Here is an 18,698-nt window from a genome sequence, read left to right as displayed (position 1 = left end):
GGATCCTGCTCGGGATGTTCATCCCGCGAGTGCCACGGTGCGGGCGGCGCCCCGGTGCTCCACCGCGACCGTGAGGTTCCGTCGGGCCAGCAGACCTTCTCCCCGACCCAGGCCGGACCACGGACCACCTTCGGCACGTAGTGTCGCCGCGGCCTCCGCCGGCCACCGGCCCACGGCGAGCAGAACGGCATCACGCTCACGGACCCGGGCCACGAGGCGTCGGGCGTCGGCGTGTCGAAGACGCGACGGCACCTCGGCGGCGACCACCGACACACCGTCGACCAGCGACGCCACCACTGTCGCCCACTGGTCGACGGCCACGCCGCGCACCACCGCCATCCTGTCGAGTGACACGCCTGCCCCGGCGGCGGCCACACCACCGAGCGTTCCGCCGAGATCCACGAACGCGCTCCACTCCCCCGCCGCGGTGGCCGCGGCGAGCACCCGAAGCGTCAGCGAGGTGGTCCCGCGACCGGGTGGGCCGTCGAACGCCACGACCGACCCGCGTTGCAGGCCTCCTCCGGGCAGAAGGCCCTCCCACCCGTCGGCCACCGGTACCACGCGCTCACCCGCCAGCACCGTGGAACGAACGCTGCGGGCCACCGTGCGGAGACGCTCCCGGGCCGAGAGCTGTTCGTGGGGAAGGAACGGCGAGGGGGGCGAGGGGCACGAAGGGGAAACATCGGGGAGAGCCACGCCCTCACCGTATCGAACGTATGTTCGATTCACAAGAGGGCTGCCCCACCGTGGCCGCCCAGGGTGGTTGACTGGTGTCAGGCAGGTCCGGCCCGGTCGGCCGGACCGGCGAAGGGAGCATCGATGAAGGTCGACAAGGTGCTCGAGGTCAAGGGCCACGACGTCTGCCGGATCGCTCCCGACCGCCCGGTGTCCGAAGCCCTCGCTCTCCTCGAGGAGCACCGCATCGGCGCCCTGGTCGTTTCGGGCGACGACACCACGCCCGAGGGCATCCTCTCGGAGCGCGACATCGTGCGTGCACTCCCGACGCTGAGGGACGAGATCTTCACCACCCCTGTGAGTGAGCTCATGAGCTCACCGGTCACGACCTGTACCCGCGACGACACCGTCGCACACGTGATGACCGTGATGACCGAGCAACGACGCCGCCACCTCCCCGTCGTGGAGAACGGGAGGCTGTGCGGACTCATCAGCATCGGCGATGTCGTCCGCCACCGCGTCGAGGAGCTACGCGACGAGACCGAGACCCTCCGCGACTACATCGGCGCCCGATAGCGCCGGGCCGACCGCCGGTCAGTCGCCGTCCGGGCGTTCGGCGTCGTCGGCAGCGTCGGAGAGAGCAGGATCGCCGGAGGTCGCGGTGCCGAGCGCCTCGGGCGACCACCCGGCGTCGTCGCCGTAGTAGCCGAAGAGGTTCTCGACGGTGTCGACGACCCGTGGCTCGAGATCGGCCCACCGCGACGCCGGCGCCTCGACCGTGAGGGCGTTGGAGTAGACACTGACCGAATCGGCGCCGAGCTCGAAGAGACGACCGGCCAGCACGTCGGGAGGGCGCCGCCCGCGGACATCGTCAGCCGAGGCGTACCTCTCGATCTTCATGCCGGTGAGGCTCCGGTTGAGATCGAAGATCCGGATCTCCGGAGAGGATCCCCGGCGTGCCTGCACGGTGATCTGTTGTCCCATGGGCCGAGACTGTACGTGGCGGTCGGGGGATCAGACGAAGAGGCGACCGGGCGGCGGGGCGAGGTCCCGCCAGGGAAGGCTCTCCATGAAGATCCACGAGCGACGGTGGATCGCGCTCGGGCCCCACGCCAGGAGCGCGCTGCGGTGCACAGGGGCCGGGTAGCCCCGGTTTCCCTCGAAGCCGTAGACGGGGTAGTGCACGGCCTCCCGCTCCATCAGGGCGTCACGACTGACCTTCGCCACACACGACGCCGCCGCCACAGCCAGCGACGTGGCGTCACCCCGGACGATCGTGGTGACGCGCCCACCCAGCCGGAGGTAGTCGTGGGTTCCGTCGAGGAGGATTCTGTCGGGCTCGTGACCCTGCTCGGCGACCTGGGCGAGAGCACGGGTGCCGGCACGACGCAGCGCCTCGGTCATGCCGAACTCGTCACACTCCGCGTGCGAGGCGTGACCGATCCCCACGGCGTGCGCCCACGCCCGGACGGCGTGGTCGGCCTCAGCGCGACGTCGAGGATCGAGATCCTTGGAGTCGCGAACCCCGCGAAGGGTCCGGGGCCGCTCCGGCGCCGCCACGACCGCGCCGACGGTGACCGGGCCCGCCCACGCGCCGCGGCCGACCTCGTCGATCCCGCAGATGACCGTGTCGCCGTCGCGCCGGCAGGCGTTCTCGACCCGAAGCGTCGGACCCGACGTTGCCACGACGCGAAACTAGCAACCCACCGGGCCCGGGCTCCTGATCCCCGCACGGTGGCGCGAGGCGCGGCGGATACGATGCGGCGCATGGAGCGAGGCAGCCGCGTCGAGGTCCGGTCCACCTACGACAACCGCTTCGCACGCGGCTTCGAGATCGTCGACGTGGTGGGCGAGAACGGAGAGTCCCCGTCCTACCGTGTGCGGAGGCGCTCCGACGGGTCGGTTCTCCCCAAACTCTTCCCCGCCGACGATGTGCGCATCGACGACCGCCGCAACCGCATGTGGTGGCACTGAGCCGAGGATCAGCGGTGCAGGTATCCTGCACCGCCCGAGGCGAACAAAGGGAAGCTGGCCCAGCGGTTAGACGGACTCCAGGGCTGCGACGAAGTCCTCGACGGGGATCGCCTGCAGCGTGGTCGACCTCATCGTGCCGCGGGCGGCGAGATCGACGGCTGCCTCGGCCATGGTCGCCTCGTCGGGTGCCTCGATCACGTTGAGGAAGTCGTACTGGCCCATGAGCGCGTACTGGGCCACGACCTTCAGGCCCTTCGACTCGACCTCGGCCTTGACGGCGTGGATCCGATCGGGCTGTTCCCGGATGGTCGCCCAGCCGTCGGGTCCGATCGTGGAGAGCATCACGTAAGTCGGCATGGCAGGAGCCTAGGCGCGTCAGGCGTCGGGATGCTCGGCCCGCGCGATGTTGTCGGCCTCGGTCGGCTCCGGACCGGTCGACAGCCAGGCGTCGAGCATCTCCCGTGCACTCGTCGGGCTGGTGAGGCGTAGTCCCATCACGAGAATGTTGGCGTCGTTCCACCTCCGCGCGCCTTCCGCTGTCGAGGCATCGGTGCACAGGGCGGCGCGCACGCCTGCAACCTTGTTGGCGGCGATCGATGCACCTGTCCCGGTCCAGCAGAACAGCACGCCGGTGTCGGCCGTCCCGTCGGCGACACGCCGGCCGACGATGTGTCCGACCTCGGCCCACTGCTCGGTCCCGCCACCGGGCGGGCCGACGAGATCGACCGTGTGCCCGAGCCCCCTCAGGTAGTCGACCACGACGTCCACCACGTGCTCCTGCTCGTCGGAGCCCACCACGACCCGCATCCCGCTCATCGTAGGGGAACCGCTGCGCAGCACCGTCGCGAGAGGGTGGCCGTATGCTGCCCGGCGTGAACGCTCCCGACTCGCCATCAGGCAACGTGGCCGACACACCACGTCGCATCGTGGGGATCGTGGCGCACACGCACTGGGACCGCGAGTGGTATGCGCCGTTCCAGGAGTTCCGTCTCCGTCTCGTCGGACTCCTCGACGAGCTGCTCGACCTCCTCGAGGCTGACACGTCGTACCGACGCTTCATGCTCGACGGCCAGACGGCCGTCGTCGACGACTACCTGGAGATCCGCCCCGGGAACGAGGCCCGCATCCGCGCGCTCGTCCAGCAGGGGCGCCTCAGCATCGGTCCGTGGGCCGTCCTCATGGACGAGTTCATGGTCTCGGGCGAGACCATCATCCGTGATCTCCAGGCGGGGATCCACCGCGCGTCCGACCTCGGGGGGCCGATGGAGGTCGGCTACCTGCCCGACATGTTCGGGCACGTCGCCCAGATGCCCCAGATCCTCCATCGCGCCGGATTCGAGCACGCGGTCGTGTGGCGCGGTGTGCCCTCGGCGATCGACCGGACGGCCTTCGTGTGGCACTCCCCCGACGGGTCATCGGTCCGAGCGGCGTTCCTCTACGGCTCGTACTCCAACGGGCGCGACATCCCCGACGACGCCTCCGGGCTCGTCGCCCGGGCCGTCAGCTACGCCGCAGAGCTGGGTGACGCCGGCCACGCCGACAACGGCGACATGCTCCTCATGAACGGAACCGACCACCAGCTCCCACAGCCATGGCTCGGCCGCGTGGTCACCGACGCCAACGCTCTCGACACGCCGTTCCGCTTCGAGGTCACCTCGCTGCCCGAATACCTCGACGGTCGCGATACGAGTGGGCTTCCCGAGTGGGGCGGGGAGCTGCGGTCGGGTGCCCGGTCCAACATCCTCATGGGTGTCGCCTCCAACCGCGTCGACGTCCACCAGCTGGCGGCTGCCGCCGAGCGCACACTCGAGCGTCGGGCAGAACCGCTGGCCGCGCTGCTGCTCCCGGATGCGGACCATCCCGACCGACTACTCACCCTGGCGTGGCGAAAGCTGATCCTCAACGCCGCCCACGACTCGTCGTGTGCGTGCAGCAGCGACGAGGTCGTCGAGGCCGTGAGGGTCCGGTACCAGGAGGCACGCCAGATCGCCGAGGGTGTGACCAGCCGCGCACGTCGCAGCCTGGCGACCGATGTCGACGCACCCAGCGGGTCGACCGTCGTCCTCAACCCCACCGCACGATCGCGCGGTGGGGTCGTGGAGATGACGGTGCCGGGAACCGCGCCGTTCCGCGTCGTCGCGACAGTCGGCACACCCCTCCCGACGCAGACTGTCGACGAGATCGGCGGAGAGGCGTTCTCCACGACGGTGACCGGTACGAAGATCCTGTGGGTCGTCGAGGCGATGCGTGGGCCTGAGTTCCGCGGCACCCGTATCGGCCGGGTGGAGACATCCGAGGAGCCCGACGGAACGGTCAGCGTCGTCCTCCATGCTGCCGGTCCTGACGACGACACCGTCAGCCTCGACGAGCTCCGCGACGAGCTCACCACCCGGTCCGCCCACGACACGACGTTCCGGATCCGGATGCTTCGCGCTCCGGCGGTGCGGGTCGTCGTCCGTGTGCCTCCGGTCGACGGCTACGGGTGGACGACACTCGGCGTCGACACCATCGGGACCGGTGACCCGGCCGACGGGGGCGTGGCGACTCGGGGCACAACGCTCGCCAACGATCTTCTCTCGGCCACGGTGAACTCCGTCGATGGCACCGTGGCGCTGCGCACACCCGACGGCGTCGAGGTGGAAGGAGCCCACCGGCTGGTCGACGGCGGCGACGGCGGCGACACCTACAACTACTCACCGCCGACGGAGGATCGACTGGTCGACAGACCCGAAGACCTCGCGGTCACCGTGCTCGAGGAGGGCCCCGTCCGGGCGAGGATCCGTGTCGATGCGACCTACCGCTGGCCGGCGTCTGCGGTGGGCGACGAGCGGCGGTGCGAGGCACGAACCGACCACGAAGAGACGGTCCACGTCGAGACGGTGTACGAGCTGCGCGCCGGGGAGCGATTCCTGCGGGTCCACACGGAGTTCGACAACCGCTGCCGCGACCACCGGTTGCGTGCTCATGCACCCCTGCCGGCGGCGGTCGACGGATCCGACGCGGAATGTGCTTTCGCGGTCGTCCACCGCGGGCTCACGCCGGAGGGTGGGCCACACGAGTTCCCGTTACCGACGTTTCCCTCGCGACGTTTCGTCGACGCCTCCGACGGCGAATGTGGCCTGGCGCTGCTCCACGACGGACTCCTGGAGTACGAGATCGTCGACGACGGTCGCGAAATCGCTCTGACGCTCCTCCGCTGCACCGGCTATCTCTCCCGTCTCGAGCCCATCCTGCGGCCCAATCCGGCAGGGCCACCCGATCCCCTGGAGGGCCCCCAGCTCCGGGGACGTGTCCACGCCGACTACGCGCTCCTCCCCCACCGGGGCCGCTGGGAGGACGCCGACCTCTACGGGGCGGCCGACGAGTTCCTCGTGCCGCTCGAGCGGGTTCCCGGCGACGGTGTGCGACGCTCCCGCCCTCCGCAGGGACAGCTCCTCCGGGTCACCGGGGCCGAGGTGTCCGCCCTCACGACCCGCGACGGCTCGACCGTCCTGCGCGTCTTCAATCCCACCGGCACGGCGGGTACCTGCCACATCGAGCGCGCGGGTCGGGCCGTGTCGGGTGACGTCGTGAGCCTCCGCGACGAGGTCGTCTCGTCCTTCCGATCACCCGTGGCCGTCGGAGCCGGCGAGATCATCACTCTCCGCCTCGCCTGAGGCCCCACCGACCGCCGTCGGCGCCGCCAGAAGCACCTCTCCCGACGCCGCCGTGGTGTGCCACGCGGGGTCGATCCCGGGTACCCGCAGCCGGATCCCCTCCGGCGCCTCCCAGAGCAGAGCCGGACGGGCGCCGTGCCACCGGAGCGCATAGGAGACCGGGCCTCGGCGCGTGGGGAGCCCCGTGACCGTGAGATCGCCTCCGAGAAACGACGACGGGAGGGCGGAGAGGAGCTCGACATCCCCGCCGCTGCGCTCGCGACCGAGCAGTGCCCGAAGCGCCAGGAGGAACGCGGCGGGCCCGTCCTCCCAGGTGACGACGGGCGACACCTCTCGCCGCCGGCGCTCGACCTCGGACACGAGCGCGCCGGCCCCGGCCTCGGACCACGGTCGTCGACGTGCACGCGCGCGACCTCGGAACCCGAGTCGGGCCCACCCCGCGACGGCCTCGTCGTCGTGGCCCCAGTCCTCGAGGGCCGCCACCTCCTCGGGCGTCGGTCTCGGCAACGAGCCACGGAGTAGGAGATCGCAGCGGGCGGCGTTGACGACGGGATCCCACGACGGGTCGGGCCACTCCACTTTGAGGCCCCGCTCCCGCTGCTTCGCCCATCCCCGCGCCACGGCGGTGCTGTCATCGAGCGCGGTCGGGGCAGCCGGCTCTGCACCACGACCGAGCGGAAATGCCACACGGGTCCGCGCGCGGTGGGCGACCGGGAACAGCGCGACGACCTCGGGGGACGCCCCCGACACCGGAAGCGTCCCGGGTGGCACGCCATCGACCACGATCACCCGGACTGCGTCGCGATCCGGTGCCTCCGTCACCGCCGACGGTGCATTCGTGAAACGCGCGACCACCTCGCCGTCGAAGAGCAGGCGCGTGTCATCGAGCACCGCCGACACAGGTGTGCCGGACACGCCGGGAGAGAACAGGAGCGCCGCCACGAACGGGGCCGGGGAGTCGTTGTGGATCTCCATCACGACGCTGGCGCCCGTCGCGTACACCGTCTGCACCGCATCACCGCTCGGAACGCGCACGGACGTCACCACGACCGGGGATCCACCATCGAGGTGTTGACGGACCGCGACCTCCCGTGCGGGCTCGCGCCACCGGTCGTCGGCGCCGATCCACCAGTCGAGGCGGTACGGGGGGCCTCGAAAGGTGACACCACCGACGGTGTCGACCTCGACCTGGGCATCCCCTCCGAGGGTGCCCACCCTGACCGGAGCGGCCGTCACGCGTCGCGGTGCCGGCGGGCCTCCGCGAGGCCATGGGCCTCGGATTTCGCCTCACGCAGCATGAGTGCCGGAACGATGTCCTGGGGCTCGCGACCCTCGTAGAGCACGGCGCCGACCTGCTCGGCGATGGGCATCTCCACGTCGTGGTCGTGGGCGAGCTCGAGCACGGCGGCCGTGGACTTCACGCCCTCGGCGACCATGTTCATGGACGACGTGATCTCGTCGAGCGACCGGCCCTTCCCCAACTCGTAGCCGACGGTGCGGTTCCGGCTCTTCTCACTCGTGCAGGTCGCAATGAGGTCACCGACGCCGGCCAGGCCCCCGAAGGTCATGGCGTGGCCCCCGGCGGCCAGACCCAGTCGTGTGAGCTCCGCCAATCCGCGGGTGAGAAGTGCCGCCATCGTGTTGTCGCCGTAGCCGAGGCCGGATGCGATGCCCGCAGCGATCGCCATCACGTTCTTCAGGGCGCCGGCGATCTCGCAGCCGATGACGTCGGGATTGGTGTACACGCGGAACGTCGGCGTCATGAACAGGCCCTGCAGGTCAGCGGCGATCGACTCGTCCTCCATGGCGATGACCGACGCGGCCGGCTGACCGGCCACGACCTCACGTGCCAGGTTCGGGCCGGAGAGGACACCGACCGAGTCGGTGTCGTGACCCTCCAGGACTTCGAGGATCACCTGAGTGCCGCGGAGCTTCGTCTCACGCTCCATCCCCTTCGAGAGGCTCACCACCGGAGTGGACGGGCCCACCCACTCGCGGGCACTCGTGAGCACGTCGCGGACACCGTGCGACGGGACACCCATGACCACGACATCGGCGTCGCGTACGACCGCTTCCAGGGACGTCGATGCGACGAGGGACTCGGGCAACTGCAGATCAGGGAGGTACGCCGCGTTGACGTGCTCGGTGTTCACGGAGTCGGCGACCTCGGCGCGACGCGCCCAGAGCACGACGTCGGCATGGTCGCTGATGATCCCGGCCACCGCCGTACCCCACGAACCCGCCCCCACGACCCCGACCTTCATGCCGTCTCCTCATGGCGGCAGCTCCGCAGCCGCGCGGTCTCGGGCGGGCGGACCCACCAGTCGTCCTCACCCGTGGCGGGTGCCTGCGGGTAGAGGTCACGCGCCCGCGACACCTCGGCGGCAATCGCCGCCATCACCCTGTCGGTGGCATCGTGGACGTCCTCGGCGGGGTGGATCCTCACCGGCGTGCCGACCGAGATCACCTCGGCCACTCCCGTCCTCCAGTCGGGCTTGCGGCCCTTGAACAGGATGCGGTGGGCACCCCACAGACCCACCGGCGTGACCGCCACCCCCGATGCCTGGGCGAGTCGTGCCGTACCCGTCTTGCCGGGCATCGGATCGAGATCGAGAGAGATCGTCCCCTCGGGAAACACCGCCACGCACTCACCACGAAGCAATTCGTCGACCGCGGGTTGCAGCGCCGCCGCGGCATCAGACGTGCCACGGCGCACAGGGATCTGCCGCACACCCCTCAACAGCGGACCGAGGCCGCGCTTGTCGAACAACTCCTCCTTGGCGAGGAACCTCACACGGCGGTACCGCCGGTCGGCGAGGAACGCGAGGACCAGAGGGTCGAGGTAGGACGTGTGGTTGGACGCCAGGATCACCGGCCCGTGCTCCGGAATCGTGTGGGCACCCTCGATGGTCCACCGGAGCCCGAACGTGAGTGGGCCCCAGAAGACGTTCCGTGCCAGGGAGTAGAGCGGTTCCACCCCCGGTAGGATACGCACGCCGATGCGCCACGACCTCCCCTCCACCGGCGTCGCGATACCACTGCGTGCCTTCGGCTCGGGCAAGGGTCGTCTGGCGGACCGCCTCGATCACGTCGAGCGGGAGCATCTGGTGCGCACCATGGCGCAACGCGTCCGCAACGCAGCCGGATCCCTTCCGGTGGTCGTCGTGTCCTCCGACCACGACGTGACCCGGTGGGCCCGCTCGGTAGATGCCGAACTCCTCCCCGACCCGGGATCGCTCGACGCCGCCGCGGCAGCGGCCTGCTCGTGGGCCGTCGAGCGCGACTTCTGCGACCTCGTGATCGCCCACGCCGATCTCCCACACGCACGGACCCTGACGCCCGTCCTCCGTGCACAGAACACCGGAAACAACACCATGTCCGCAGTTCGCAGCCACCGCGACGACGGGACGCCGGTCCTGCGCCTCCCGAGCACCCTGGAGTTCCGCTTCTCCTACGGGCCCGGGTCTTTCACCCGGCACAGGGCGGAGGCCCACCGCCACGGCCTCGAGTTCCTGCAGGTCGACGACCCCGAGCTCGCGTTCGACGTCGACCTCCCCGAGGACCTCGACACGATGGGGAGCCGATGACAGCCGGCCTTCCCGGACGCCCCCTCGACCCACCGGTTCGCGCTCTGGCGATCGGGGCGCACCCCGACGACGTTGAGTTCGGTGCAGGGGCCACCCTGGCGCGCTGGAGCGACGCAGGGACCGAGGTCGTGCTGCTGGTTCTCACCGACGGCTCCAAGGGCACATGGGAGACCACGGACCGCTCGGCGCTCGTTCGCACTCGCGCCGACGAGCAGCGCGCGGCAGCAGAGATCCTGGGCATCCACACCGTGGAGCTCCTCGGTGAGGTCGACGGCGAGCTGGAGAGCGGACGCGAACAACGGGCCCTCGTCGCGGCGGCCATCCGGCGCCATCGGCCCGAGGTGCTCCTCGGCCACGATCCGTGGAAGCGCTACCGGCTGCACCCGGACCACCGGCACGCGGGGACGCTCACCGTGGAAGGGCTCGTCGCTGCACGGGACAGCACCTTCCACCCGGAGCAGATCGAGCCCGGCGGCCTCGCGGCGCACCGACCGGACACTCTGCTCCTGTTCGAACCGGATGCGCCGAACCACAGCGAGCCGGCGACCGACGAGATGCTCGCCCGCAAGACGGCTGCACTCCTTGCACACCGGAGCCAGTGGCGTTCGACGATGGGCATCGACGCTGATCCCGACGCCGAGATCGCCGCCTTCGAACAGCAGGTCCGAAGCGTCGCGCTCGACGCAGGTGGTGGGTCGCCCGCCGAGGAGTTCCACCGCATCGACGACCTGTGACACGAGCGGAAACTCGCCGGGAGACCGCCCACGGACGCGGCGACGGACGCGGCGGAGGGGGCCCGAAGGCCCCCTCCGTCTCGACGTACGACGCCGGATCTACCGACGGCGCCTCTTCGCAGGCTTGCGCTTCGCAGCCTTGCGCTTCGCAGCCTTGCGCTTCGCAGGCTTCCGCTTGGCGGGCTTGCGCTTCGCGGGCTTGCGCTTCGCGGGCTTGCGCTTCGCGGGCTTGCGCTTCGCGGGCTTGCGCTTGGCGGGCTTGCGCTTGGCGGGCTTGCGCTTCGCAGCCTTGCGCTTGGCGGGCTTGCGCTTCGCAGCCTTGCGCTTCGCGGGCTTGCGCTTCGCGGGCTTCCTCTTCGCCTTCCGCTTCGCGGGCTTGCGCTTCGCGGGCTTGCGCTTCGCGGGCTTGCGCTTCGCGGGCTTGCGCTTCGCGGGCTTGCGCTTCGCAGGCTTCCGCTTGGCGGGCTTGCGCTTCGCAGGCTTGCGCTTGGCGGGCTTGCGCTTCGCAGGCTTCCTGGCCTTCTTTCTCTTAGCCGGAGGCACCGTCACCACCTTTCCCTTCGTGGGTGCTCTGCACCCTCTGTGTACCGGGCCGGCGAATGCCGGCGTCCCGACACCTTCTAGCCGTTCACCGCTTTCTTGAATCCGGCTCCGGCCGAGAACTTCACGCCCTTGGACGCCGGGATGTCCACCGGCTCTCCGGTCCGCGGGTTACGACCGGTGCGCGCTTTGCGCTCCGTCCGTGACCACGACCCGAAGCCGGGCAACGAGACCTTGTCGTCTCGCGCGACCGCCGCGGTGACGACCTCGGTGAGGGCGTTCACCGCACGTTCAGCCTCGCTCCTGCTGCCCAGTCCTGCGGCGTCCTTGACCGCGTCGACGAGCTCTGCCTTGTTCACACCAACCTCCGCCGTACGACAACTGTTCACAAAATGAGAACGTATTTCGCGCGCGAGGTCAAGCATTCCCCCGGATCCACGTCGATCAGCGCGACGCCGACGCGCGCCGTGCGTGTCGCACCGACGTGCGGTCGGTGCGCACGAGGGCAACGCCAACCACCGCTGCCCGAGCTCGAACCGTCGACCGCATCGGGGCGGGCCTCGGCGCGGCACACCACCGCGAACACGCCTCTGACCTGCGACGACGCGCGATGCGCGGGCAGCGGACAAGGACAGGCGACCGATTGCGTCCGAGGCGCGACGAATTCCCGCTCACATGAAGAGCGATCAGAATCGACGGTGCTTCCACAGAGTCCGGCACGTCGAAACAGTCCCAGGAGGGTGCCAAAAAAAATCTGAGCAATCGTCCTGCGAGGCCTCGCGATTGCAGCAATCGGAGTCGTCTCGTTCACGGGCCGGAGCCGAGGGAAGGGCCGCCCAACGAGTGAAAAGAGAGCCCGAGTGACAGACCTGCGGGCGCCAGGGAATCCCGCAGTCATTTCGCGCGCTCGCGGAGTAGCGTCCTACGAACGGCGATCGTCCGTCCGTCGTGGAGGTACTGCTCTGTGCTGATCGCGGTCGTGGCGCTCGTCGTCGGCGTTGCAGTCCTGGCGGTTGCGGCGGATCAGTTCGTTCTCGCAGCGGCGCGGGTCGCCCTCATCCGCAACGTGTCGGCGTTGGTCGTCGGGGTCGTGATCGTGGGCTTCGGTACCAGCGCCCCGGAGTTGTTGGTCTCAGCCCTGGCAGCGTGGCGAGACGAGCCGGCCATCGCAGTCGGGAACGTGGTCGGGTCCAACATCGTCAACCTGTCTCTCATCCTGGGACTCGGTGCCATCGTCGTGCCGCTGGTCGTGGATTCCCGCACGGTCAAGCTCGAGGCACCCATCACGCTCGCCGCAGCCGCAGGATTCGGCGTGGCGGTCCAGGGTGGCGGCGTCAGCCGCGCCGAAGGGATGGTGTTGGTCGTCGCGATGGCAGCTGCCGTGATCGTGATCGTGCGGCGCGCTGGTCCGGACCCTCTCGGTACCGAGGTGGACGAACTCGCACAGGTAGCAACCCATCGGCTCGGCGTCGAGACCGTTCGGATGATTGCCGGCCTGGCGGGGACGCTGGCGGCGGCCCAGGTACTGCTGTGGGGAGCTACGGAGGTCGCCGACCGGGCAGGCCTTTCCCAAGGTTTCGTCGGTGCGACACTCGTGGCAGTCGGCACGTCACTGCCTGAGCTGGTCACCGTGCTGCAGTCGGCCCGGCGCCGTGAAACGGACCTGATCGTCGGGAACCTGCTCGGATCGAACTTGTTCAATGCTTTGGTCGTCGGCGGCACCATCGGACTCATCGGAGGCCCCGGGGTTGGCGACAGCTCACTCACTGGATTCGGCGCAATCGCTGCCATCGGTGTCGCCGCGGTTGCCTTGGCGGTCATGGTGACTGGCCACACGGTGACCCGTCGCGAAGGGGTTCTGCTGTGCCTGACGTACGGGTGTCTCGTCCCCTTTCTCGCCTGACCGCGGACACCGTCGAGTACCGACGCTTCCTTGGATCTCCGGGGCGGCTCCGCAGCGTGCCGAGCGAGGAACCCATGGTCCGCGAGCAGAGCGTGAACGACGACGCGGGGCGGACCGTGACGGTCCGCCCCGAACGTCGGTTGGTAGCCCCGAGGAGATTCGAACTCCCGTTTCCGCCTTGAGAGGGCGGCGTCCTGGGCCGCTAGACGACGGGGCCCTGTGAGTGGTCGTGTGCTCGTCAGTGCCGGAGAAACGCCGGCTCGGGGGGGAGGACTCGAACCCCCAACGACAGGACCAGAACCTGCTGTGTTGCCAATTACACCACCCCCGACAGAACCGCCCGGGGCCGAAGCCTCGGGCAGCCGCTACAGGATAGCGAGTCCCGGAACCAGATCCCCGACCGGCTCGGCACGCATCAGGCGCCGAAAACCGATGATCCGCCCCACACCGACACGCACGGTCTCCGTACCGAGCCGGCGCCACTCGGCGGCGCCCGTGATCGGGCTCGTCTGTGTCGGCGAGGTCACCGCATCGAGGCCGAGCTCGTCGGCGATCCCCTGGATACGCGCCGAGTGGAAGGGATCCGACACCAACACGACCGACGTGAGGCCGCGTTCCTCGAGAATTCGCGCCGACGCCGCGAGGGACTCCCAGGAGGAACGGCCCGTTGTCTCGCGCAGGATCGCCTCCTCGGGCACACCGTGGGCATGGAGGTAGTCGGCCGCCGCCGTGGCCTCGGTGAAGCGGTCACCCTCCATGCTCCCGCCGGTGACCACGATGGTCGGCGCGATCCCGTCGTCGTACAGATCGATGGCGTGGTCGAGACGCGCGGCCAGAACGTCGGACGGCACACCGTCGTACTGCGCGGCACCCAGGACGACGATGGCGTCCGACGGTCGTGCACCGTCACTGCGGGCGGCTCGCCACACCTGGAAGAACGTCACGGCGAAGTAGATGAACACGATCGTGACGAGAGCAAGTGTCGACCACAGGAGGATTCGCAGCCACCGGCGGCGAGGACGAGCAGGCGCAACGTGTCCGGCCGCGTCCGACTCGGGCACCGCCACCGTGGAGGTGCCGGTCATTGCTCCAGTCTCGCGCGTGCCGCACGAAGCCGGGCCAGCACCGTCTCCCGACCGAGCAGATGCAGGGAGTCGAAGAGCGGAAGGCCGGCGTGGCGACCCTCGACCGCCGCGTAGAGTGCGGGCATCGCCTTCCGGGGCTTGACATCGAGCTCGGCGAGGACCTCCCGGAGGTCGAGGGCCTCGACCGTCCAGTCGCAGTCTCGGATATACGTGATCACGGCGTCGAGGATGTCGCCGACCCGCTCTGTCGCGGCGAGCCTGTCCCACGACTCGTCAGCGACGACGAAGTCATCGTCGCGCACGAACAGGAAGCTCATCTGGTCGAGGAGCGCGGCGGTCGTGACCGCCCTCTCCTGGCCGATCGCCACGGCCGCACGGAACGTCTCGTCGTCGAAGGCGGCACCGAAACGCCCCTGCGCGTCAGGCCTGAGCCGTTCGACGAGATCGTCGAGCGGAAGCGCCCGGATGTACTCGCCGTTCATCCATTCGAGCTTCTTCGGGTCGAACACCGCCGGAGCCTGTGTGACTCCATCGAGGTCGAACGTGCGCACGATCTCGTCGCGACCCATGACCTCGCTGTCGTCGTCCGTCGTCCAGCCGAGAAGTGCCAGGTAGTTGAACATCGCCTCCGGAAGGATCCCCTGCGCCCGGAAGTCCTCGAGTGCGACGGCACCGTGGCGTTTGGAGAGCTTCGCCTTGTCGGCACCGAGAATCAGCGGGAGGTGTGCGTACTGCGGCGGCTCCACGTCGCCGAGCGCCGAGAAGAGGGCGCGGATCCTGTGCGTGGAGTCGATCAGGTCCTCGCCCCGGATGACGTGGGTGATGCCCATGTCGGCGTCGTCGACGGCATTCGCCAGGAAGAAGACGGGGCTGCCGTCGGAGCGGAGGATGACGAAGTCGGGCACGGTGGACCACTCGACACTCACCTCACCGCGCACGAGGTCGTGAAACGTGCTCCGTCCCTCATCGGGTGTCCGGAACCGCACCGACCGCTCGCGCCCTTCGCCGGCGAGGCGCTCACGGTCGGCGTCGCTCAGGTCGCGACACCGCCCGTCGTACCCCGGTGTCCGGCCGGCGGCGCGGGCCTCCTCGTTCCGGGCCTGGACCTCGTCGCCGGTGCAGTAGCACTCGTAGGCACGACCGGCGGCGACAAGCCGCTGCGCCGCCTCGACGTAGCTATCAAGCCGGGCGCTCTGGCGCACCGGGCCCTCGTCCCAGTCCAGACCGAGCCACGACAGCGACTCACCGATGGCGTCGACCCAGTCGTCGCGCGACCGCGCGACGTCGGTGTCCTCGATACGCAGGATGAGTGTTCCGCCGTGGTGGCGGACATAGAGCCAGTTGAAGAGTGCCGTGTGGGCGCTACCAACGTGCAACGACCCGGTCGGTGCGGGCGCGAAACGAACCCGGGGAACGGTCGACACGGTGCGCGTGCTCCGTTCAGGTGCCGACGGCCGACAGGGCACGCCGGAGATCCGCCTGGAAGTCTGCGGCGTGGGCGCCGACCTCGTCGGGGTCGAGACGCAGCAGGGCCTCGGGCACCGCGCTCACGATCCGGCGACGCAGCGCCCACTCGTGGTGCGCCCCACCCACGGCGAGAAGGCGCCAGCCGAACGAGTTGCCCGTCGGAGCGGTGTCGTAGCCCATGAGTACGCACGCATGCCGGATGTCGTGGAGTGTCGGCGCGCGCCCGAAGAGCGAGGCGCGGGCCATGGCGATCTCGGCGACCACCGACGTGGCGTCCTCGGTCTCCTCGTGATCGAGGAGACGCATCTGATCGGCGTGGCGGTGAGCCAACTTCACGGCGAATCCCACGTTGGGGCCCGGGCGCCCGAACAGTGGTCCGTTGGGCTGGCCCGCGCGGAGGTCGCCGGCGCGCGTGGCCTCCCACATCTCGGCAGGCGGGTAGTCGACGCCGGGCGCCAGGTTCTGACGCTGGCGGGGCTGGTCCCCCCGGAGGGGGGCGACGAACGGGTCGGTCGCCATGGCGTGTCTCCTCAGGCGCCGTGTGCGACGCGCTGCTCGGCCTGGAGCAGACCGTAAACGATCGAGTCCGACAAAGCCTGCCAGGAGGCCTCGATGATGTTCTCACTCACGCCGATGGTGGTCCACGTCGTCTCGCCGTCGGTCGTGTCGACGAGAACCCGCGTGACGGCCCCCGTTCCCTTCCACGTGTCGAGGACCCGGACCTTGTAGTCGGTGAGGTGGAGATTCCGCAGCGCCGGGTAGTCGTCGCCGATGGCCGCTCGCAGCGCACCGTCGAGGGCGTTGACCGGCCCGTTGCCCTCGGCGGCCGTCATGACGGTGCGGTCACCGACGGCAACCTTGATCGTGGCCTGCGTCCGGAAGTTCCCGTGGCCGGCCGCTGCACCTCCGTCGTCGCCGGGCAGCTTGTCCGTGCTGACCGAGAACGACTGGATCCGGTACCACGGCTGCTCCCAGCCGGTGGCCCGCTGGAGGAGGAGCTCGAGCGACGCGTCGGCAGCCTCGAAATGGAAGCCCTCGTGCTCGAGTTCCTTCAACTTGTCGACGACACCCGAGAGCTGCGGCCCGTCGAGCTCGAGGCCGAGCTCCTGTGCCTTGAGCTCGAGGGTGGAGCGGCCCGCGAGCTCCGAGACGACGAAGCGTGTTCCGTTCCCGACCGTGTCGGGCTGGACGTGCTCATAGGCGTCGGGCCGCTTGGCGATGGCACTCGTGTGCAGTCCGGCCTTGTGGGCGAAGGCGGACGCGCCCACGTAGGGCGCCTGTGGGTTGAGGGTGATGTTGACGAGCTCCGCGACGTGGTGCGACACCGGCGTGAGCCGCTCGAGACGGTCTTCGGGGATCGTGGCGACACCCATCTTGAGGGAGAGGTTCGGGATGATCGTGGTGAGGTTGCAGTTCCCCGTGCGCTCGCCGTAGCCGTTGATCGTTCCCTGCACCTGCGTGGCCCCGCCACGCACACCGGCCAAGGCGTTGGCGACACCGCACCCGGCGTCGTCGTGGAGGTGGACGCCCACGGCGACATCGAGGTAGTCGACGACGGCGCCCACGGCCTCCTCGACGTCCCCGGGAAGACTCCCACCGTTGGTGTCACACAGAACGAGTGTGTTCACGCCCGCCTCGGCGGCCGCTTCGAGAACCCGCAGGCTGAACTCGGCGTTGTGGCGGTAGCCGTCGAAGAAATGCTCGGCGTCGAAGAGGACGTCGCGGCCGTCGCCGCGCAGGAACGCGACCGAGTCGGCCACCATGGCGACGGCTTCGTCGAGTGTGGTGCCGAGAGCGCCGGTGACGTGGTAGTCCCAGCACTTGCCGACGATGCACACCGACTCCGTGCCGGCCTCGAGGAGCCTGAGGAGGGTGTCGTCGGAATCCACCTTTCCCTTCGGCCGACGTGTGGAGCCGAAGGCTGTGAGCCGCGAGCGCTCGAGTTTGAGTTCGTCGGGTGCGCGCCGGAAGAACTCGTCGTCCTTCGGATTGGCGCCCGGCCACCCCGCCTCGATGTAGTCGACACCCAGCCAGTCGAGCTGCTCGGCGATCCGTAGCTTGTCGTCGACGGTGAGCGAGATCCCCTCGAGCTGGGACCCGTCGCGAAGCGTCGTGTCGTAGATCTCGACGCGCTCGGGGAGCGGGCGCGAACGGTCAGGCATCGACATGATCGAGCCAGTCGCTGTACTTGTCGACCTTGCCGTGCACGACGGCGAAGAAGGTCTCCTGGAGCTTGCGCGTGATCTCGCCCGGCTCACCGATCTCCCGGTCGTCGACCGACCGGATCGGCACGACCTCTGCCGCTGTACCGCAGAGGAAGGCCTCGTCGGCGAGGTACAGGTCGCTGCGCAGCATCGTCGCCTCACGGACCTCGTAGCCGAAGTCGCGTGCCATGGTCATGATGGAGTCGCGCGTGAGCCCGTCGAGTGCGCCGGCCGACAACGGTGGCGTGACGAGGACTCCGTTCTTCACGACGAACACGTTCTCGCCGGTGCACTCGGCCACATGGCCGTGGGTGTTGAGCATGATGGCCTCGTCGTAGCCCGCCTTGAGCGCCTCCACCTTCGCCAGCGACGAGTTGACGTAGATCCCGACCCCTTTCGCTGCCGAGGGGTTGACGTTCGGGTCCATGCGTCGCCACGACGACACCTTCATCCGCACACCGTGCTCCAAGGCCTCCTCACCGAGGTAGGTCCCCCACGGCCACGCGGCGATGCTCACCTCGACCGGAGCCGGAAGTGGGTTGAGCCCCATCTCGCCGTAGCCGAGGTAGACGAGGGGACGCAGATAGCAGGAGTCGAGCTCGTTGACGCGGATGAGCGCGCGCGCTGCCTCGCACAGCTGCTCGACCGAATAAGGGATGTCGATGTGAAGAAGGTGCGCGGAGTCGTGGAGCCGACGCATGTGGTCGGTGAGGCGGAACACGGCGGGACCGCGGTCGGTCGGGTATGCACGCACGCCCTCGAAGACGCCCGAGCCGTAGTGGAGCGTGTGGGTGAGGACGTGCACCGTGGCGTCGTCCCAGTCCACGAACTCGCCGTTCATCCAGATCTTGTCGACGGAGTCGATGGGCATCG

21 protein-coding genes and 2 tRNA genes are annotated in these 18,698 nt (G+C 69.5%); 6 read left to right on the top strand and 17 right to left on the bottom strand.

Features of this window, described 5'->3' with window-relative positions:
* Window positions 1-18: 18 nt before the first annotated feature.
* Complete coding sequence (locus R3A49_00335) at window positions 19-696, bottom strand: hypothetical protein (GenBank protein ID MEZ5169178.1); 678 nt, start codon at window positions 694-696, stop codon at window positions 19-21.
* 123 nt (window positions 697-819) lie between these two features.
* Between R3A49_00335 and R3A49_00330 the strand changes: the two genes are divergently transcribed.
* Window positions 820-1,251 (top strand): CBS domain-containing protein, encoded by a 432-nt coding sequence (locus R3A49_00330; protein MEZ5169177.1) that lies wholly within the window; start codon window positions 820-822, stop codon window positions 1,249-1,251.
* 18 nt (window positions 1,252-1,269) lie between these two features.
* On the opposite strand, the gene R3A49_00325 is transcribed toward R3A49_00330, so the two are convergent.
* Window positions 1,270-1,659 carry a hypothetical protein gene (locus R3A49_00325; protein ID MEZ5169176.1) on the bottom strand — a complete coding sequence of 130 codons (390 nt, stop codon included), beginning with the start codon at window positions 1,657-1,659 and terminating at the stop codon, window positions 1,270-1,272.
* A 30-nt stretch (window positions 1,660-1,689) separates the two neighbouring features.
* Entirely contained in the window at window positions 1,690-2,361 is a 672-nt protein-coding gene (locus R3A49_00320) for a ribonuclease HII (GenBank protein ID MEZ5169175.1), read from the bottom strand.
* A gap of 81 nt (window positions 2,362-2,442) precedes the next feature.
* Between R3A49_00320 and R3A49_00315 the strand changes: the two genes are divergently transcribed.
* Window positions 2,443-2,649: a hypothetical protein gene (locus R3A49_00315; GenBank protein MEZ5169174.1), complete on the top strand. Its 207-nt coding sequence runs from the start codon at window positions 2,443-2,445 to the stop codon at window positions 2,647-2,649.
* Between the two features lie 66 nt (window positions 2,650-2,715).
* On the opposite strand, the gene R3A49_00310 is transcribed toward R3A49_00315, so the two are convergent.
* Window positions 2,716-3,006, bottom strand: coding sequence for a GYD domain-containing protein (locus R3A49_00310; GenBank protein MEZ5169173.1), 291 nt, complete (start codon window positions 3,004-3,006; stop codon window positions 2,716-2,718).
* Between the two features lie 18 nt (window positions 3,007-3,024).
* The gene (locus tag R3A49_00305; GenBank protein MEZ5169172.1) at window positions 3,025-3,456 is read right to left on the bottom strand and encodes an RpiB/LacA/LacB family sugar-phosphate isomerase; all 432 of its coding nucleotides are present in this window, start codon (window positions 3,454-3,456) and stop codon (window positions 3,025-3,027) included.
* A 53-nt stretch (window positions 3,457-3,509) separates the two neighbouring features.
* Between R3A49_00305 and R3A49_00300 the strand changes: the two genes are divergently transcribed.
* A complete protein-coding gene (locus tag R3A49_00300; GenBank protein MEZ5169171.1) occupies window positions 3,510-6,305 on the top strand; it encodes a glycoside hydrolase family 38 C-terminal domain-containing protein in 2,796 nt (931 codons plus the stop codon).
* On the opposite strand, the gene R3A49_00295 is transcribed toward R3A49_00300, so the two are convergent.
* The 3 genes from R3A49_00295 to R3A49_00285 are packed head-to-tail and all read right to left on the bottom strand — an operon-like array spanning window position 6,255 to window position 9,282.
* Window positions 6,255-7,541: a hypothetical protein gene (locus tag R3A49_00295; GenBank protein MEZ5169170.1), complete on the bottom strand. Its 1,287-nt coding sequence runs from the start codon at window positions 7,539-7,541 to the stop codon at window positions 6,255-6,257. The genes R3A49_00300 and R3A49_00295 overlap by 51 nt on opposite strands.
* Window positions 7,538-8,569, bottom strand: a complete 1,032-nt coding sequence (locus R3A49_00290; protein MEZ5169169.1) for an NAD(P)H-dependent glycerol-3-phosphate dehydrogenase — start codon at window positions 8,567-8,569, stop codon at window positions 7,538-7,540. Before R3A49_00290 ends, R3A49_00295 begins: the two co-directional genes overlap by 4 nt.
* Entirely contained in the window at window positions 8,566-9,282 is a 717-nt protein-coding gene (locus R3A49_00285; protein MEZ5169168.1) for a lysophospholipid acyltransferase family protein, read from the bottom strand. Before R3A49_00285 ends, R3A49_00290 begins: the two co-directional genes overlap by 4 nt.
* Before the next feature lie 22 nt (window positions 9,283-9,304).
* Between R3A49_00285 and cofC the strand changes: the two genes are divergently transcribed.
* Both cofC and R3A49_00275 read left to right on the top strand, forming a co-directional pair.
* A complete protein-coding gene (cofC, locus tag R3A49_00280) occupies window positions 9,305-9,892 on the top strand; it encodes a 2-phospho-L-lactate guanylyltransferase (GenBank protein ID MEZ5169167.1) in 588 nt (195 codons plus the stop codon).
* Window positions 9,889-10,626, top strand: coding sequence for a PIG-L deacetylase family protein (locus tag R3A49_00275; GenBank protein ID MEZ5169166.1), 738 nt, complete (start codon window positions 9,889-9,891; stop codon window positions 10,624-10,626). The genes cofC and R3A49_00275 overlap by 4 nt, the downstream gene beginning before the upstream one ends.
* Before the next feature lie 99 nt (window positions 10,627-10,725).
* On the opposite strand, the gene R3A49_00270 is transcribed toward R3A49_00275, so the two are convergent.
* Both R3A49_00270 and R3A49_00265 read right to left on the bottom strand, forming a co-directional pair.
* Complete coding sequence (locus R3A49_00270) at window positions 10,726-11,175, bottom strand: hypothetical protein (protein ID MEZ5169165.1); 450 nt, start codon at window positions 11,173-11,175, stop codon at window positions 10,726-10,728.
* Between the two features lie 71 nt (window positions 11,176-11,246).
* A complete protein-coding gene (locus tag R3A49_00265) occupies window positions 11,247-11,525 on the bottom strand; it encodes an HU family DNA-binding protein (protein MEZ5169164.1) in 279 nt (92 codons plus the stop codon).
* 605 nt (window positions 11,526-12,130) lie between these two features.
* Here R3A49_00265 and R3A49_00260 point away from each other — a divergent pair.
* Window positions 12,131-13,069 (top strand): sodium:calcium antiporter, encoded by a 939-nt coding sequence (locus R3A49_00260; GenBank protein ID MEZ5169163.1) that lies wholly within the window; start codon window positions 12,131-12,133, stop codon window positions 13,067-13,069.
* Window positions 13,070-13,210: 141 nt separating this feature from the next.
* Here R3A49_00260 and R3A49_00255 read toward each other — a convergent pair.
* The 7 genes from R3A49_00255 to R3A49_00225 all read right to left on the bottom strand — a co-directional run bounded on the left by R3A49_00255 (window position 13,211) and on the right by R3A49_00225 (window position 18,696).
* A tRNA-Glu gene (locus tag R3A49_00255) sits at window positions 13,211-13,286 on the bottom strand.
* Window positions 13,287-13,328: 42 nt separating this feature from the next.
* Window positions 13,329-13,400 (bottom strand) — tRNA-Gln (locus R3A49_00250).
* 34 nt (window positions 13,401-13,434) lie between these two features.
* A complete protein-coding gene (locus R3A49_00245; protein ID MEZ5169162.1) occupies window positions 13,435-14,154 on the bottom strand; it encodes a YdcF family protein in 720 nt (239 codons plus the stop codon).
* Window positions 14,151-15,578 (bottom strand): glutamate--tRNA ligase, encoded by a 1,428-nt coding sequence (gene gltX, locus R3A49_00240; protein ID MEZ5169161.1) that lies wholly within the window; start codon window positions 15,576-15,578, stop codon window positions 14,151-14,153. The genes R3A49_00245 and gltX overlap by 4 nt, the downstream gene beginning before the upstream one ends.
* Window positions 15,579-15,594: 16 nt before the next feature.
* Window positions 15,595-16,140 carry a hypothetical protein gene (locus tag R3A49_00235; GenBank protein ID MEZ5169160.1) on the bottom strand — a complete coding sequence of 182 codons (546 nt, stop codon included), beginning with the start codon at window positions 16,138-16,140 and terminating at the stop codon, window positions 15,595-15,597.
* A gap of 11 nt (window positions 16,141-16,151) precedes the next feature.
* Complete coding sequence (cimA, locus tag R3A49_00230; protein MEZ5169159.1) at window positions 16,152-17,783, bottom strand: citramalate synthase; 1,632 nt, start codon at window positions 17,781-17,783, stop codon at window positions 16,152-16,154.
* A complete protein-coding gene (locus tag R3A49_00225; protein ID MEZ5169158.1) occupies window positions 17,776-18,696 on the bottom strand; it encodes a branched-chain amino acid transaminase in 921 nt (306 codons plus the stop codon). Before R3A49_00225 ends, cimA begins: the two co-directional genes overlap by 8 nt.
* Window positions 18,697-18,698: the final 2 nt, after the last annotated feature.

It is taken from the genome of Acidimicrobiia bacterium, from assembly GCA_041394025.1.
Classification (GTDB): domain Bacteria; phylum Actinomycetota; class Acidimicrobiia; order IMCC26256; family JAOSJL01; genus JAOSJL01.
Note: the sequence above shows the minus strand (reverse complement) of the source record. Positions and strands in the feature narration are given on the sequence as shown.